We start from the raw sequence: 16,328 nt of genomic DNA on the forward strand, positions 1-16,328 counted from the left end.
GGCGTGCGACAATTTTAGTCACCACCCCCGCCCCTCCTCTGAAGAGGAGGGGGGAAGGGAATGACTGCGCCTGGCCGCCCTGCGAACAGGGAGGCGTTGACGGTTCAGCCGTCGGTTTTCTTGCGGCTGGCTTTCTTGCGCTCGTTCGGGTCGAGGATCGCCTTGCGCAGGCGGATGTTGAGCGGGGTGACTTCGACCATTTCGTCGTTGTCGATATAGGCGATGGCCTGTTCCAGCGTCATGACCTTGGGCGGGGTGAGACGGATCGCGTCATCCTTGCCGGTGGAGCGGAAGTTGGTCAGCTGCTTGGACTTCATCGGGTTGACTTCGAGGTCGTCCGGCTTCGCGTTTTCGCCGATGATCATGCCTTCATACAGCTTTTCCTGCGGTTTCACGAACAGGATACCGCGATCTTCCAGCATGTTGAGCGCATAGCCGACCGCTTCGCCGGTGCCGTTGGAAATCAGCACGCCGTTGGCGCGGCCTTCGATCTTGCCCTTGAAGGGACCGTATTTCTCGAACAGGCGGTTCATGATCCCGGTGCCGCGCGTGTCGGACAGGAATTCGCCGTGATAACCGATCAGCCCGCGTGACGGCGCGCTGAAGGTGATCCGGGTCTTGCCGCCGCCGGAGGGGCGCATGTCGGTCATTTCGCCCTTACGCATGGCGACTTTTTCCACCACGGTGCCGGCGAATTCATCGTCCACGTCGATCACGACGGTTTCGTAGGGTTCCATCCGGTTACCGTTTTCGTCTTCGGTGAACAGCACGCGGGGGCGGCTGATGCCGAGCTCGAAGCCTTCGCGGCGCATCGTTTCGATCAACACGCCGAGTTGCAATTCGCCGCGGCCGGCAACTTCGAAGCTGTCCTTGTCATCCGATTCGGTGACCTTGATCGCAACGTTGCTTTCCGCTTCGCGCGCCAGGCGGTCGCGGATCATGCGGCTGGTAACCTTGGTGCCTTCGCGGCCCGCGAACGGGCTGTCGTTCACGGCAAAGCGCATCGACAGCGTGGGCGGATCGATTGGCTGGGCGTGGAGCGGTTCGGTGACCGAAGGATCGCAGATGGTGTTGGACACCGTGGCGACCGTCAGGCCGGCCATCGAGATGATGTCACCCGCGCGGGCTTCTTCCACGGGGATGCGTTCGAGGCCCTGGAACGCCATCAGCTTGGAGGCGCGGCCGGTTTCGACGATCTTGCCGTCATTATCCAGCGCGTGGATCGGGCCGTTGACCTTGATCGTGCCCGACTGGACCTTGCCGGTCAGGATGCGGCCGAGGAAGTTGTCGCGGTCGAGCAGGGTGACGAGGAATTTGAACGGGCCGTCGAAATCGGCTTCGGGGCTGGGTACGTGTTCGATGATTTTTTCGAACAGCGGGGTCAGCGTGCCTTCGCGCGCGTCGATATCTTCGCTGGCGTAGCCGTTACGGCCCGACGCGTAGAGGACGGGGAAATCGAGCTGTTCGTCGTTCGCACCCAAGGTGACGAACAAGTCGAACACTTCGTCCAGAACTTCGGACGGGCGGCCGTCGGAACGGTCGATCTTGTTGACCACGACGATCGGCTTGAGACCGAGCGCGAGCGCCTTGCCGGTGACGAACTTGGTCTGCGGCATGGCGCCTTCGCTGCTGTCCACCAGCAGGATCACGCCGTCCACCATGCTCAGGATACGTTCCACCTCGCCGCCGAAATCGGCGTGTCCGGGGGTGTCGACGATGTTGATCCGCGTGGCGTCGTCGCCTTCGCCCCATTCGACCGAAGTGCACTTGGCGAGAATGGTGATCCCGCGTTCTTTTTCCAGGTCGTTGGAATCCATCGCCCGTTCTTCCACGCGCTGGTTATCGCGGAATGTGCCGGACTGGCGGAACAGCTGGTCGACAAGAGTGGTCTTGCCGTGGTCGACGTGGGCGATAATCGCCACATTGCGCAATAATGCGGACATTCTAAGGGGCTCGCTAATTCGGAAGGCAGGAAAGGGCTGCAGACACGCGGTCAGCGCATCTGTGCATCTGGGCGCGCCCCTAGCGGATGCTGCACTGCGGGGCAAGCACAACCCCGACAAAGCGTTGTGGTTCCTTTGCAACAGTAGTTGTATTTTGCAACCAGATGCTTGAGCGATCCTTCAGACCGGCCTATGCGCTGAAGGCAAGGACAGGCCTCGAGAACAGAACAGCCTGCCGTGGTAGAGGATGGAGACTTCATGAAATTCAATGCTTTTGGGCGTACGCATGCCGTACGCACCGCAATGCTCGCCGGTGTTGCGGCTGTTGCCTTTGTCGCCCCCACCGCCGTGATGGCGCAGGACGAAGTCGCTTCGCAGGAAGAAGAGCCCGAAGAAGCCGAGCTCGCCGCCTCCGGTAACCTCATCATCGTCACCGCGTCCAAGCGCGAGCAGACGCTTCAGGATACGCCGATCGCCGTTTCGGTGACCACCGGCGAAACGCTGGAGCGGGCCCAGATCCGCGACCTCATCGACCTGCAGACGGTGTCGCCGTCGCTGCGCGTCAGCCAGCTGCAGAACGCAGCCAGCACCACTTTCATCATTCGCGGTTTCGGTAACGGCGCCAACAACTTCGGCATCGAGCCATCGGTCGGCGTGTTCATCGACAACGTGTTCCGTTCGCGCTCCGCCGGCCAGATCGCCGATCTGGCGAACGTTTCCCGCATCGAAGTCCTGAACGGCCCGCAATCGACATTGTTCGGCAAGAACGCGTCTGCCGGGGTCATCTCGGTCGTCACCCGCGAACCGCAGTTCGAATTCGGCGGCAGCGTGTCGGCCACCTACGGCAACTATGACCTGATGGTCGTCAAGGCCGATGTCACCGGTCCGCTGACCGACAGCATCGCCTTCGCCGTGGACGGAAGTTACAACAAGCGTGACGGCTACGCCACGATCGTCAACCTCGACGAGAAGATCAACGACCGCGACCGTTACGGCGTGCGCGGACAGCTGTTGTTCGACAATGGCGGCGCACTCCGCCTGCGCGCCATCGGCGATTACAACAAGATCGACGAATTGTGCTGCAACGTCGGCAACGTCCGGTTCGGCCCGACCGCTCCGCTGGTGTTCGGCGTTGGCGGCGCGATCGGCAACGAAGATGCGCTGTCCGACCGCGGTTACCTGAACACTCTGCCGCGCAACGAGATCGAAAGCTACGGCGGCTCGCTCCAGGGTGACCTGGAACTCGGCGCGCTGACCCTCACGTCCATCACGGCCTACCGTGAACTGAGCAACCTCAGCAACCAGGACGTCGATTTCACCAGCGCGGATATCGTCAACGAACTGCGCGACCAGAAGGTTGAAACCTTCACCCAGGAATTCCGCCTCACCTCCGATTTCGATGGTCCGCTGAACTTCCTCCTCGGCGGTTTCTACTTCGACGAAGCGGTGGAGCAGAATTCGGCGCTGACAACCGGTGCCAATTCGCGACTGTTCTTCGACCTGCTGGCAGACGCTCCCGCCGCAGCTCGTGCAGGTCGCGCGCCACAGCCCGGCACACTGGGCTTCGTGGAAAGCCAGCTTGGCCTCCCCACGGGTTCGATCTTCTCGCAGGGACCGCTGACGGCAGAGCAATTCTCGCTCGACAACACATCCTATTCGGCATTCGGCACGGTCGATTTCGAAGTCACCGACTGGCTGACGCTGACCGGCGGCTTCAACTACACCAAGGACAAGAAGGACTTCGCGCTTGCGCAGCAGTCGTTCGATGAATTGTCGAACATCAGCCTGGTGGATGCGTTCATCGTCGGCCAGATCGCGGCGGCGACGATGACTCCTCCGTCTCAGATCGGCCCGGCGCAGATCGCGGCATTTGCCGCGGGCAATCCCGCAGTCTTTGGTGCCATCGCATCGGCCGCCACAAACACGGCCGTAAACCCGCTGCTTGGCCTGACCGCGCTCCAGTTCCAGCCGCCGTTCCTTAACCTGCCCAACTCGGTAGAACCGGGCCGGACCCGCGATAGCGACTGGAGCTATACGCTGCGTGCGTCGGCGGAACTGACCGACCAGATCAACGCGTATGTGACGTATGCCACGGGCTTCAAGGCGTCCTCGGTCAACCTGTCGCGCGATTCGCGTCCTTCGGCGTCAGATTTCACGCCCGCATTGCTCAGCAACGGTGCCCCGTCGGGTAGTGTCATCCTGGCTCCGTCCTCGCCAATTCGCGATGCCGGCCTGATCGTTCCGAACCTGTCGACCGGTTCGCGGTTTGCCGGTCCGGAAGACGCGACGGTCAAGGAAATCGGCATCAAGGCGAGCTTCCCCGGCCTTGCCGTCAATCTCGCGGTGTTCGACCAGACGATCGAGGGTTTCCAGTCGTTCGCTTTCACCGGGACCGGTTTCGCGCTCGCCAACGCGGGTAAACAGTCGACCCGTGGTTTCGAACTCGACACGACCATCACGCCGATCCCGGCGCTGGTGTTCACCTTCGCGACGACCTACCTCGATGCCAATTACGACAGCTTCACCGGCTCGGCGGTGGGTGACCTCAGCGGTTCGCGTCCGGCCGGTATTCCCGAATGGACAATCGCCACATCGGCAACTTACACCCACGAACTGGGATCGAGCGGCAACAATCTGATCGGACGGGTCGATTACTACCACGAAAGCCAGACGCAGCTCCTCGATGGACTGCCGGACTTCATCGACCGTACGCTGGCCGATCCGTTCGCCCCGGCGCGCGACATTGCGAAGCAGTACCGGCGTGAAGTCAACGAAGTGAACGCTTCGCTGACGCTGGCGCTCGACATGGGCCTGGAAGTCAGCGCGTGGGTCCGCAACCTGACGGACGACCGCAACCTGAGCACGATCTTCCCGGGCGTGGCGCAGTCGCAGACGATCTCCGGTTATCCCAACCAGCCGCGCACCTACGGCGGCACGGTGCGGTTCAAATTCTGAACTGAACCAAATTGAATTCCGAAAGGGGGCTGCCGCGAGGTGGCCCCCTTTTCTGTTGCGCTGTGACAGCGGATGTGGTGCCTTGCCAATCGGGCGCTCAATGGGGGAATTTGATGGACTGGATGATTTTGCCGCTGAAGCGGTACGTGGATTTTTCCGGCCGGTCGCGCCGGATGGAATACTGGATGTTCGCGCTGTTCACGATCACGGTATACATATTGTGCTTTGCGCTGATGTTCGCCGGGGGCTTTGATCTTGCTGCGATAGAGAACGAGACCATTCCCGAGGGCCCGGGGCCGCTTTTCTACCTTGGCGCCGGCCTGGTTTCGATTTTCGCGTTGGGCATAATTATCCCTTCGATCGCGTTGAACGTCCGGCGCTTGCATGACCGCGACATGTCCGGCTGGTGGTATCTCGGGTTTATCGTGCTGGCGAACGTGCCATTTGTAGGGTTACTGGTCGTCATCGGTTATCTGGTGTTGATGTTCCTGCCCGGCACACCAGGCCCGAACCGGTTCGGTGAAGATCCCAAGGATCCGACCCAGGCCAGCGTGTTCGAGTAAACCGAGGGCGCGTTAAAGTGCCCTTAGCGCCTGCGCCGGTTTCGCTCTCAGCAGCGGGAGCGAGCCGGCCAGCGCGAATGCGAGTACGAACGCCAGCCCCGCGCCGAGCACTCCGAGGATTTCGGTCCAGTCGGGCAGCCACTCGAATTCGAACAATTGCACCACCACCAGCCACGCAAGGCCGGTGCCGAGTGCCAGCGCGACGACCGCAAGGACCGCCGCCAGCAGCCCGTATTCGGCCAACTGCATCAGCAGCACCTGACGGCGGCTCGCACCAAGCACGCGCAGGATCACCGTGTCATACGTCCGCACCGCCCGCGCGGCCGCAATTGCGCCGATGAGCACCGCCAGCCCCGCCAGTACCGCCACCGATGCCGCGGCGAAGGTAGCCGTGCCGACCTGGCCCAGGATCACGCGCGCTTCCGCCAGCACCTGGCCGATTTCGATCACCGAACTGGACGGAAAATTGCTGACCAGTTGGCGCAGCAGCGGACCGGTTTCCGCGCCGTCGGGCAAATCGATGGTGGCCGCGAGGTTATGCGGTGCGTCGCGGATCGCGTTGGGGGAGAAAACCAGCACGTAATTGAAGCCCATGCTTTCCCAGTCGATGGTGCGAAAATTCGCCACCCGCGCGCTGCGCTCCACGCCAAGGATGCCGATGGTGATCATATCGCCGATTTCGAGGTTCACCGCTTCGGCAAATTCGGCGTCGACCGACACCAGCGGCTCGCCGTCATAAAACGGCCCCCACCAGGCGCCCGCGGTCAGCCGGTTGCCGACCGGCAGATTGTCGGCATAGGTCAGCCCCCGCTCGCCCCGCAGCGGCCACGCGCCGTCGGGAATTTCTTCGAGGTCGGCGACCCGGATCATCGCGTCCTGCGGGCCGTACGCGAGGATCGCGCCGCGCATGGACGGCATCGTTCGCACCGCCGCATCCGGTTGCTCGGCCGCGACCAGCTGTTCGAAGGCGGTCACCCGGTCGCGCGGCACGTCGAGGACGAAATAATCCGGCGCCTCGCGCGGGACCCGCTGTTCGATATTGCCGTCGATACTGCTCTGGATCGCGGCGAGAAGCACGAATGCGCTGAGCCCGAAGCCGAGCGCCGTTACCAGCGCGCCGGTAGCTGCGCCGGGGCGGTGGAGATTGGCCAGCGCCGCCCGCCATAGCGGATTGGCAGGGCGGGGAAGCCTTGCCGCGAGCTTGCGGATGCCCCAGCCGAGCAGCGCCAGCAGGCCGAGGACCACGATCGCCCCGGCGAGGAACCCGCCGGATAGTAGCGGCTGGCGCGCGGTGAGGAGCGCGAGCGCGATGATCGCGGTCATGCCTCCGCCGACCCATGCCAGCGCCCGCCCGTCGCGGGACAGTGGCACGATCCGCGCGCGCATCAGCGCCATGGCGGGGAAGGTGCGCGCCCGCACCAACGGGGTTGCCGCGAAAACCACCGCGACCAGCAAGCCGTACGCCGCCGCGATCAGCAGCGCGCCCGGTTCGAACACGAACCCGCTTTCCACCGGCAGCAGCCCCTGCAGCGCCGCCGCCAGCAGCGGAGTGACGGCAAAGCCCGCCGCAAGACCGAGCACGCTGCCGAGAAGCGCCGCAGCGCCGATCTGCAATGCGTAGATCCGCACGATGTCGCGGCTGGATGCGCCCAGAACTTTCAGGGTCGCGATGCTGGCACGGCGCGCTTCCAGATAGGACGATACGCCGCCGCCGATGCCGATCCCGGCAATGACCAATGCGGCCAGCCCGACCAGCGTCAAAAATTCGCCCATCCGCCCGACAAAGCGGTCCGCGCCTGGGGAAGCCCGGTCACGGGTGCGGTAATCGAAACCGGCGTCGGGAAAGCGCGTCTCGAGCGATTCCTGCACCGCATCGGGATCGCGGCTGTCCCCGAACGCGACGCGGTACTTGCTCTGGTACATCGCGCCGGGCGCGAGCAAGCCGGCACTTCCGGGCAGGCTTTCGGCCACGATCACGGTGGGGCCGAGCTGGAAACCCTCGCTCAGCCGGTCGGGTTCGTTGTCGATGATCCCGGCCGCGACCAGCGGGGTACCGCCGATGGTGAAACGGTCGCCTACGCTAATGCCGAGCCGGTCGGCAGCTCCCTGCGCCACCCACGCCTCGCCTGTTGCGGGTGCGCCGACACTGCGGCCATCCTTCAGGGTCAGGGTGCCGTAGAGCGGCCACGCGGTGTCGACCGCCTTCAGTTCCACGGGTGCAGCGCTTTCGCCGGTGGACGCCATCGCCTGGAGCCGTGTGCCGCCGGAGATTTCGCCGATTTCGGTCAGGGCGCCGCGTTCTTCGTCCGTCAGGTCGCGCTGCCAGACTTCGATTTCCAGATCGCCGCCGAGCAGTTCCTGTCCGCGCCCGGCCAGTTCGCTCTCGATGGCGGCGGTCAGCGTGCCAATCGCCGCCAGTGCGCCGGTGCCAAGGAACAGGCACACCAGCAGCAGGCGCAGGCCCTTGAACCGGGCGTTCAGGTCACGCCGGGCAATCCGCCATGCGGCACCCCAGCCCAGCTCGCCGTTCATGAGGCCGAGCTGTCCGTGGCGATCACCCCGTCCGCCATGGTCACGATCCGATCGCAGCGGGCGGCGAGTTCGGGATCGTGGGTAATGATGATCAGGGTCGCCCCGGCTTCGGCGCGGCGGGCGAACATCAGGTCGATGATGTCATGGCCGGTGGCGACGTCGAGATTGCCGGTTGGTTCGTCCGCGAAGATCAGGCGCGGGCGGGGGGCGATAGCGCGGGCGAGCGCAACGCGTTGCTGTTCGCCGCCCGACAACTGCGTAGGATAATGCGTGAGGCGGTGGCCGAGGCCGACCGCTTCCAATTCGGCGGCGGCGCGGGGGCCCGCGTCCTTGTCGCCCGCCAGTTCCATCGGGGTAGCGACGTTTTCGGTCGCAGTCATGGTGGGCAGCAGGTGGAAAGCCTGGAGCACGATGCCGATCCGGCCGCGGCGCGCGCGGGCGAGGGCGTCTTCGTCCATGGTCGAGAAATCTTCGCCCGCAACCCACAGGCTGCCGCTGGTGGCCCGTTCGAGGCCGGACAGCACCGCCATCAGCGAGCTTTTCCCCGACCCGGACGGGCCGAGCAACGCCAGCACTTCACCGTCCGCCACTTCGAGGTCGACCCCGCGCAGGATTTCCACCGCAGCGTCGCCTTCGCCAAGTGTCAGGGTGAGATTTCGGGCGGAGATCGCGAGGGGCGCGTTGTTTGGACTTGTCACACCCGTCCGATGGCATAGGGGAGGGGCCGCGACAAGGAGACTTGCAGATGTTGAAACGACATTGGTCGATTATCGCGGTATGTTCGCTCGCCGCCTGCGGTGCAGAGGCACCCGCACCCGAGCCAGCCGCTACCGCTACGCCGGGTGCCGAGGCCGCTTCGGAAATGCCGGTGATGGGCCCGGAACGCCGGATACTGGCGTTCGGTGACAGCCTGTTCGCGGGCTACAACCTCGACCAGGGCGAAAGCTATCCGGCCAGGCTGGAAGCTGCACTGCGCGCGCGCGGGATCAACGCGCGGGTCAGCAATGCGGGCGTGTCAGGCGACACCACCGCCGCCGCGCGCCAACGTCTCACCTTCACGCTCGACGCGCAGGATAGCCCGCCCGAACTGGTCATCGTGGAGTTTGGCGGGAACGACCTGCTGCGCAATCTGCCGCCCGCCGAAACCCGTGCCAACTTGGCCGCGATGCTGGACGAATTGGCAAAGCGGGATATTCCGGTGCTGCTGATGGGGATGCGCGCTCCGCCCAACCTGGGCGCGGAATTCCAGCGCGAATTCGACGGGATCTATCCGGCGCTGGCCAAGGAATACGGCGCGGCGCTGGTGCCGTTTTTCATCGAGTCCGTCTATGACCAGCCGCAATTGATCCAGTCGGACCGGATCCATCCCACGGCGGACGGTGTCGAAACGCTCGTGCGCGCGACGGTGGATGATGTCGCAGAGGCTTTGCCGCCGGCAGAGTGAGCCTCAGACCCGTTCGACCTGCCCGCCGCTGACCTGCCATACGGCGGCTTCGGCGCGGATTTCGGCAAACGGGCCAAGTTCGGTACCGGTGAGCCACACCTGCGCGCGTCCGCTGCGCAGGCGTTCGAACAGGCTGGCCCGGCGGAACGGATCGAGATGCGCGGCAACTTCGTCGAGCAGCAACAGGCCGGGGCGTCCGCGTGCGGCAAGCTGCGCGTGGGCGAGGGTGATCGCGATCAGCATGGCCTTCTGTTCGCCGGTTGAACAACTTGCGGCGGGGACGTTCTTGCCCGCCATGGTAACCTCCAGCTCGTCGCGGTGAGGGCCAACCAGGCTGCGGCGGGCTGCGCGGTCGCGCCCGCGCCCGGATTTCAGGGCAGCGGCAAAGGCGTCCTGTCCGGCGGGACCTCCAGCAGCATAGACCAGCACCGGTCGTGCGAAGGGTTGCTCCGGCAAGACGGCGATTTCCTGTCCTACGGCAGCGACCGTCCGCGCTCGTCCCTGCGCCAGCAGCGCACCGTGCTGTGCCATCTGCGCCTCGATCCCGTCCAGCCACGCGGCTTCCGGCGGGCGGTCGTCGCTGAGCAGGCGATTGCGTTCGCGAAGTGCGTTTTCGTAGCGCGCGGCGTGGCGGGCATGGGCGGGGTCGAGCGCCAGCGCCATCCGGTCCATGAACCGCCGCCGCGCACCGGCACTGTCGGCGAACAGGCGGTCCATCGCCGGGGTCAGCCAGCTGATCGCCAGCCATTCTCCCAGACCGACTGCGCTGGCGGGGGTGCCATTGACCTGGACCAGCCGCCGACCGGGCTGGGCGGCCTTGGTATAGGTGCCGAGACGGAGCGCTTCTTCATCGGGCTGTCCAGCCAGCGAGGCGCCGACGCTGAAACCGCCCGGTCCCGCAGCTCCAGCGATCTCCGCCAAAGCGGCTCGCCGAAGCCCACGACCCGGGGCGAACAGCGAGATTGCCTCCAGCACGTTGGTCTTCCCCGCACCGTTTTCGCCCACCAGCAGGTTGAACTGGCGCGCGCCATCGAGACGCGTTTCACGGTGATTGCGGAAGTGGGAAAGGGTGATCGCATCAAGAGCCATGAGCGGCGCAGCACTAGCCCGCGCCTCAAGCGAGCGCCAACCGAAATCGGCAGATTCCAATTGTTGGTGAAAAATCCCACTAATGCGGAATTATTGTTTATCGCTATGTCCCCGCTTTGCTGAACAGTGGCTGAATTCTGGGGTTTTCCAAAACTGGCACGGCCCGTGCAATGTATCCTGCAACCCCGGAGATGGTCTTCGGGGGATCAGAAAAGGGAAAAATTACCGTGACCAACTTCAGCAACCGTGTCGTCGCAGCACTTTCGTCCATCGCCCTGTCGGCAGCATTCCTGGCATTCGCGATCGCCCCTGCCAGCCAGAACGTCGTCCAGTCCGGCCTTATCGCCTAAGCTCTTTGAAGGAGGAAAATACCATGACCGATGTCAGCAATTTCAGCAGCCGCCTAGTCGCCGCTCTTTCGTCCATCGCCCTGTCGGCCGCAATTTTCGCATTCGCGATTGCTCCCGCCAGCCAGAGCGCTTTCCACATCGGAGTGATCGCATGAGCAATCTCGACCGCAGCGAGGACCGCACACCTGTCGGCGGATCGGCCAGCAAGAGTTTCCGTCTGGACAAGGCCAATGGCAAGATCTGGGGTGTCTGCGGCGGGATCGCCAACTACTTCGGGATCGACGCAACCCTGGTGCGTATCGCCTTCGTCTTGGGTGCATTGGTCGGCGTCGGTTCACTGGTGCTGATCTACATCGCGATCGCACTGATCGCCGATTGAGGGGGCCATGGGGTCCCCTCAATCACCCCGCACCGCCGGCCCCACACCGTCGGCCCCGCACTCGCCGGAAAAGCCGGATTACATCGCGGAAATGCCGCCATCCAGTTTCAATTCCGCGCCGGTCATGAAACTGCTTTCATCGCTGGCCAGATACAGCACCCCTTGCGCGATTTCACGCGGTTCGCCGATCCGGCCAAGGGGTATCTGACGGGCAAGTTTGCCCACGATCACATCTTTCTCGATCCCCGCATTCCGGCCGATCCCGTCGAGGATCGGCGTATCGACGAATGTCGGGTGGACCGAGTTGCAGCGGATGTTCCACCCGCGCTTGCCGCAATGCAGGGCGACCGATTTGGTCAGCATCCAGATCGCCGCCTTCGAGGCGTTATAGGCGGGCATGGTATCGCTCGCGATCAGTCCCGCAATCGATGAAATGTTGACGATCGAACCCGGCTGGTGGTCCCTCATCAGCGGCAGAGCCGTCTGGCATCCGAGAAACGCACTGTCGACATTGACCGCGAAGGCGCGCCGCCAGTCCTCGAATGTGCAGGTCTCGATATTCCCGGCCACCCCGATCCCCGCGTTGTTGACCAGCACCGACAGCCCGCCGAGATGGTCCTGCGCCGCTTCCACCGCCGCAGTCCAGTCGGCCTGGCTGGTGACGTCGTGGCCTATCGAATACGCCATGCCCGCGCCGCATTCGGCGTTGATCAGTTCCGCCGTTTCCGCCGCGCCGGCCGCGTTGAGATCTGTGCACAGCACCCGCGCGCCTTCCTGCGCCAGCAGGGTGCAATGCGCCCGGCCAAGGCCCTGCGCTGCGCCGGTAACCAGTGCCAGCTTGCCGGCAACGCGGCCTGTGGGGTTGGCGCTCATGGTAATTCCTCTCCAAAAATTGTCGTGCCGAGCAGCATCAGCAGCCGCACGTCCACCGCGACATCCGCAGCGCGCTTGCTGTCGATGAAATCCGCCAGCCCTGCAAGCGCCACCCGGTGGACAGTGATATCTTCGCTGTCCACGCCGCCTCCATCGCCGACCCGCGTCAGCCCGCTTGCGCGGACGAGGGTAAAAGACTCGCTGACCATCCCGGGCGAGGAATAATAGGTGCCGAGGTCGGTCAGTTCGGCAGCGCGGTAGCCGGTTTCTTCTTCCAGTTCGCGGCCCGCCGCAACCAGCGTTTCCTCGCCTTCGTCGCCTTCGCCGTCGCCGATCAGGCCGGCGGGCAGTTCGAGGCAATTGCGCCCCAGCGGCACGCGATATTGTTCGACCAGCAACACATGGTCATCCTCCACTGCCGCGATCACGGCGGCGCGGATGTTGCGGGCGCGGCCGACATATTCCCACCGGCCGCGCTTTTTCGCGGTCACGTATTTACCCTGCCAGACGATTTCTTCAGGCGCGTCGTGATCCGGAGCGGGCATCAGACCTCGATCAGACGGTCGGGAAGTTCGTTGACGTCGTCCTCGCCGCGCGGGAAGTGTTGTGCCAGCACCACGCCGACATCGCGAATTCCGGCGGCAATGCCCTGTGCGATGTGGCCCTGCCGGATTTCGGCCAGCATGTCGGCCATTGCTTCGCCCCATACTTCCGCAGGTACCTTCACTGCAATCGGTTCATCGGCGACGATTTCGGCCCGATGTTCGTGCATCGACAGGTAGATCATGATCCCGGTGCGGCCATGCGTGCGCCGCTCCGCGCCGACCTTGAAAAGGGAGATCGCGCGGGCGTGCACCCGGGCGGTTTTCACGGGGCCGGGGATGAGCAGGAATTTGAGCGGCTGCCATAGCTGGATCAGCCATACCGCGAGGAACTTGAGCAAGCCGAGCGCAATCGTCAGCGAGATGATCTCGCCATTGGTCCACTGGTGCCCCCAGCCGCCCATCAGCGCGTCGATCTTGCCGAGGAAAAACGCCGGCCACACGGCGAACACGCTCATCGCGGTAAACGCCGCGACGGCGGCCCAGGCCAAGGCAATATCGCTGTAACCGTCCGACTGGCCCGCGAGCACGGTAACAATTTCGCCCGAGGTGGTTTCTTCCGCCGAAGTCACCGCTGTGGTCACGATCGCCGCATCCTGGCTGCTGAGATATGCCATGATCTACCAGCCTCCCGAGGCGCCGCCGCCCCCAAAACTTCCGCCACCGCCTGAGAAACCGCCGCCGCCACCAAAGCCGCCGCCTCCGCCGCCGCCCCAGCCGCCGCCATCACCGTCATTCAGCCCGCTGATGACGGCCTTGCCGACTTCCCACAGGATGATGTCGCCGACCGCACCGCCAACACCGCCGCCAAACCGGCGTTTCCGGCCGCGACCGCCGAGCATCGGCAGGATAAAGAAAAACACGATGAAAGCGATCCAGATCAGCGCACCGACCGGAAAACCGCCATCGCTTTCGCGCTCTTCTGTCGCCTGGTTGGCAATTTCGAGCGCCTCCGCTTCGGGCAATTGCAGCTGCTGGATTATCGCGTCCGTACCGACCTCGATCCCGCCCGGATAATCTCCGTCGCGAAAACGCGGCAGGATCTGCTGTTGGATGATCAGGGCGGACAAGCCGTCCGTCAGATAGGGTTCAAGACCGTAACCGACCTCGATCCGCACCTTGCGTTCTTCGGGTGCGACCAGCAGGATCGCGCCGTCGTTGCGCTCGGCATCGCCGAGGCCCCATTCGCGGCCCAGCCGATAGCCATAATCCGAGATTTCGTACCCTTGCAGGCTCGGCACGGTTACCACGACCAATTGCCGCTGGGACTGGGTTTCGAGCGCTTCCAGCTTTGCGGCCAGCGCGGCTTCCTGCGCATCGGGAATGATGTTGGCATTATCGACCACACGGCCGGTAAGCTCGGGAAATTCCTGCGCAAGTGCTGGCGATGCAAACAGCATCGCCAGCACCGCGAGGATGCCTGCAATCGCGCGGGAGCCTTTATCCATCAGCCGGTTCAAGTGCCCGGTGTGGTGTCGGTGTTCGGCGTCATGTCCAAAGTTGGCGCGGCTTCCGCGCCCGGGGTGGTCGCTTCATACGGGACCATCGGTTCCGCCCCGTGGATCAGGTTCGCGCCGATCGTGTCCGGAAAGGTCCTGATGGTGGTGTTATACACGCGAACTGCTTCGTTGTAATCGCGCAGAGTGATCCGGATGCGGTTTTCCTGCCCTTCCAACTGGCTCTGGAGCATCTGGTAATTGCCTATGCTCTTGAGGTCGGGATAGGCTTCGAAATTGGCCAGCAAACGGCCGAGACCAGCGCCAAGTTGCGACTGGGCGGCCTGAAACTCCGCCATCTTCTCGGGATCATTCAGGTCGTCGGCGCTGAGTTGGATGCTGGTTGCACGGGAGCGTGCTTCGATGACATCGGTGAGGATACCGCGTTCCTGCTCGGCAGCGCCTTGCGCTACTTCGGCAAGATTGGGCACGAGATTGGCGCGTTCCTGGAACGCGGCCTGCACATCGGCCCACTTGGCCTTGGCGTTTTCTTCCGCGGCGGGCACCGAGTTGATGCCGCAGGATGCAAGACCCAGCGCGGCGATGGCTACCAGCGCGAACCGCACCGGGGCAAGACGGTGAACGGAAGTGAAAATCATTGCAAAATCCCCTTGAAAATCGCCTTCCGGCGTCCCTTCGGTAACATGGATTACCTGTGTTAAACAGATAGCACACCTCCACGCGGTTTCAAGCGATTCACGAATGAGAGGATAGACTCCCCGGTGTATCTTGGCTTTTCCCGCCTTGGCTGGCACAAAAACCGGCGAACGAACGAAGGGGACGGTTTCAATGCTCAAGGATTTTAAGGAATTCATCGCCAAAGGTAACGTGATTGACCTTGCCGTCGCGGTGATTATCGGCGCGGCGTTTGCCACTATCGTCAGTTCGCTAACTGACGAGATCATCATGCCGGTTGTCGGGGCGATTTTCGGCGGGGCGGATTTTTCGAATTATTTCATCCTGCTGAATACGCCCGACGGTTATGAAGGTTCGCCTACTGACTACGCCGCGCTGAAGGAAGCCGGAGCCGCGATGATCGGTTACGGCGCGTTCATCACTGCAATCATCAACTTCGTGATCCTGGCGTTCATCATCTTCGTGATGGTGCGGTACGTGAAGAAACTGACCGCCAAGGAAGAGGCCGCCGCGCCACCCGCCGGTCCGAGCGAAGTGGACCTGCTGACCGAAATCCGCGACCTGCTGAAAAAATGAGACGGGCCGAGTGCCATTGCGGGAACCGGCAGGGATGTCGGGGGTTGAACGCTTCATGGCGGCCGACACCGGCGCCTGTCCTACCTTTGAGGGGAATATTACATGCGTAAATTTTTGATTGCTTCCGCGATGACATCTGCACTCGCCCTGGCTGCCTGTGCCGGTCCTGAAACCGAAACCGAAGCCGAAGCGGAAGCGATGGAGCAGACCGCAGACGAATATGATGCGGCTGCCGATGCCGCCACCACCGAAGCCGGTGAAGAAATGATGGAAGACAAGGCCGCAGCCGCCGAAAACCAGGCTGATGCGCTTGAAGACGCTGCTGACGCCGAAGAAGGCGTCTTGGCCCAGTAATCTGGCCAGACGTTTTGCCTGGCGGCTGCGGCTGCCACGGCAGAAGGTTATCGGAGAAGGGCAGGGCGCATATCGCGCTCTGCCCTTTTCTTTTATCTGTCGCGGGCGCGGCGAGCTTATTGCGGGCGGGTTTATTACGGGCGGGGCGCGCGGGTCACTTCACATTAATCCAATTGCGCCTATATGGGTCCTGCCGGTTTCGACCGGATATGGCGATAAATTGCGATGTGCAATAGACGCAGCGGACCCGGGGGCAGTACCCGGCGGCTCCACCAAAACCCCTGATCCGTCAGGGACTTCTGACGGGGCCGAACTAGGATCGACGTGTGTTCAAAAGCATTGTTTTTGCCCGGGTTGAGAATCCCCGTTAAAAGCTCACAACACATAAGTGCAAACGATAACGAAGCACTCGCAATCGCTGCGTAATCTGACGGCCTAACGGCCTGATCTTACAAAGCTAAAGCGCGGTTGGACCGACCGGGCAACAGAACGGATACCGGGCGTCCGGAGGGTACGTAGCAACAGAAACCCTCCAC

Annotated in this window: 17 protein-coding genes and 1 other RNA gene; 9 read left to right on the forward strand and 9 right to left on the reverse strand. The window is 63.4% G+C overall.

Annotated elements, in window-relative coordinates:
• Positions 1-104: 104 nt before the first annotated feature.
• The gene (gene typA, locus GRI65_RS01490) at positions 105-1,943 is read right to left on the reverse strand and encodes a translational GTPase TypA (protein ID WP_160754770.1); all 1,839 of its coding nucleotides are present in this window, start codon (positions 1,941-1,943) and stop codon (positions 105-107) included.
• 258 nt (positions 1,944-2,201) lie between these two features.
• Here typA and GRI65_RS01495 point away from each other — a divergent pair, with 258 nt between their 5' ends.
• Together GRI65_RS01495 and GRI65_RS01500 are read left to right on the forward strand one after the other, a co-directional pair.
• The gene (locus GRI65_RS01495) at positions 2,202-4,898 is read left to right on the forward strand and encodes a TonB-dependent receptor (protein WP_160754771.1); all 2,697 of its coding nucleotides are present in this window, start codon (positions 2,202-2,204) and stop codon (positions 4,896-4,898) included.
• Between the two features lie 113 nt (positions 4,899-5,011).
• A complete protein-coding gene (locus GRI65_RS01500) occupies positions 5,012-5,461 on the forward strand; it encodes a DUF805 domain-containing protein (RefSeq protein ID WP_160754772.1) in 450 nt (149 codons plus the stop codon).
• Between the two features lie 12 nt (positions 5,462-5,473).
• Here GRI65_RS01500 and GRI65_RS01505 read toward each other — a convergent pair whose 3' ends face one another.
• Together GRI65_RS01505 and GRI65_RS01510 are read right to left on the reverse strand one after the other, a co-directional pair.
• Positions 5,474-7,993, reverse strand: a complete 2,520-nt coding sequence (locus GRI65_RS01505) for an ABC transporter permease (protein ID WP_160754773.1) — start codon at positions 7,991-7,993, stop codon at positions 5,474-5,476.
• Positions 7,990-8,691 carry an ABC transporter ATP-binding protein gene (locus tag GRI65_RS01510; protein WP_160754774.1) on the reverse strand — a complete coding sequence of 234 codons (702 nt, stop codon included), beginning with the start codon at positions 8,689-8,691 and terminating at the stop codon, positions 7,990-7,992. The genes GRI65_RS01505 and GRI65_RS01510 overlap by 4 nt, the downstream gene beginning before the upstream one ends.
• A 47-nt stretch (positions 8,692-8,738) precedes the next feature.
• On the opposite strand from GRI65_RS01510, the gene GRI65_RS01515 reads away from it, so the two are divergent.
• Complete coding sequence (locus GRI65_RS01515) at positions 8,739-9,437, forward strand: arylesterase (RefSeq protein ID WP_232843879.1); 699 nt, start codon at positions 8,739-8,741, stop codon at positions 9,435-9,437.
• A 3-nt stretch (positions 9,438-9,440) separates the two neighbouring features.
• Here the strand turns inward: GRI65_RS01515 and recF are convergent, their stop codons facing one another.
• Complete coding sequence (recF, locus tag GRI65_RS01520) at positions 9,441-10,526, reverse strand: DNA replication/repair protein RecF (RefSeq protein WP_160754775.1); 1,086 nt, start codon at positions 10,524-10,526, stop codon at positions 9,441-9,443.
• 227 nt (positions 10,527-10,753) lie between these two features.
• Here recF and GRI65_RS15350 point away from each other — a divergent pair, with 227 nt between their 5' ends.
• Genes GRI65_RS15350 through GRI65_RS01525 form a run of 3 tightly spaced genes read left to right on the forward strand, consistent with a single transcriptional unit; the run spans position 10,754 to position 11,255 of the window.
• The gene (locus tag GRI65_RS15350; RefSeq protein WP_269816270.1) at positions 10,754-10,876 is read left to right on the forward strand and encodes a hypothetical protein; all 123 of its coding nucleotides are present in this window, start codon (positions 10,754-10,756) and stop codon (positions 10,874-10,876) included.
• Between the two features lie 23 nt (positions 10,877-10,899).
• On the forward strand, positions 10,900-11,031 hold the full coding sequence (locus tag GRI65_RS15355) for a hypothetical protein (RefSeq protein WP_269816271.1): 132 nt from the start codon (positions 10,900-10,902) through the stop codon (positions 11,029-11,031).
• Entirely contained in the window at positions 11,028-11,255 is a 228-nt protein-coding gene (locus GRI65_RS01525; protein WP_160754776.1) for a PspC domain-containing protein, read from the forward strand. Before GRI65_RS15355 ends, GRI65_RS01525 begins: the two co-directional genes overlap by 4 nt.
• A 78-nt stretch (positions 11,256-11,333) precedes the next feature.
• Here GRI65_RS01525 and GRI65_RS01530 read toward each other — a convergent pair whose 3' ends face one another.
• From GRI65_RS01530 to GRI65_RS01550, 5 genes are read right to left on the reverse strand one after another with little or no spacing between them, the layout of a single operon-like run.
• On the reverse strand, positions 11,334-12,128 hold the full coding sequence (locus GRI65_RS01530) for an SDR family oxidoreductase (protein WP_160754777.1): 795 nt from the start codon (positions 12,126-12,128) through the stop codon (positions 11,334-11,336).
• Positions 12,125-12,673, reverse strand: coding sequence for an NUDIX hydrolase (locus tag GRI65_RS01535; RefSeq protein ID WP_160754778.1), 549 nt, complete (start codon positions 12,671-12,673; stop codon positions 12,125-12,127). The genes GRI65_RS01530 and GRI65_RS01535 overlap by 4 nt, the downstream gene beginning before the upstream one ends.
• Positions 12,673-13,347, reverse strand: coding sequence for a TPM domain-containing protein (locus tag GRI65_RS01540; protein WP_160754779.1), 675 nt, complete (start codon positions 13,345-13,347; stop codon positions 12,673-12,675). Before GRI65_RS01540 ends, GRI65_RS01535 begins: the two co-directional genes overlap by 1 nt.
• 3 nt (positions 13,348-13,350) lie before the next feature.
• Positions 13,351-14,178 (reverse strand): TPM domain-containing protein, encoded by an 828-nt coding sequence (locus GRI65_RS01545; protein ID WP_232843880.1) that lies wholly within the window; start codon positions 14,176-14,178, stop codon positions 13,351-13,353.
• 8 nt (positions 14,179-14,186) lie between these two features.
• Entirely contained in the window at positions 14,187-14,825 is a 639-nt protein-coding gene (locus tag GRI65_RS01550; protein WP_160754780.1) for a LemA family protein, read from the reverse strand.
• A 190-nt stretch (positions 14,826-15,015) separates the two neighbouring features.
• Here GRI65_RS01550 and mscL point away from each other — a divergent pair, with 190 nt between their 5' ends.
• The 3 genes from mscL (at position 15,016) to ssrA (ending at position 16,291) form a co-directional block, all read left to right on the forward strand.
• Positions 15,016-15,438, forward strand: coding sequence for a large conductance mechanosensitive channel protein MscL (gene mscL, locus GRI65_RS01555; protein WP_160754781.1), 423 nt, complete (start codon positions 15,016-15,018; stop codon positions 15,436-15,438).
• Positions 15,439-15,540: 102 nt separating this feature from the next.
• Positions 15,541-15,792, forward strand: a complete 252-nt coding sequence (locus GRI65_RS01560; protein ID WP_160754782.1) for a hypothetical protein — start codon at positions 15,541-15,543, stop codon at positions 15,790-15,792.
• 154 nt (positions 15,793-15,946) lie between these two features.
• Positions 15,947-16,291, forward strand: a transfer-messenger RNA (tmRNA) gene (ssrA, locus tag GRI65_RS01565).
• Positions 16,292-16,328: the final 37 nt, after the last annotated feature.

Source organism: Allopontixanthobacter sediminis (genome assembly GCF_009828115.1).
GTDB classification, from domain to species: domain Bacteria; phylum Pseudomonadota; class Alphaproteobacteria; order Sphingomonadales; family Sphingomonadaceae; genus Allopontixanthobacter; species Allopontixanthobacter sediminis.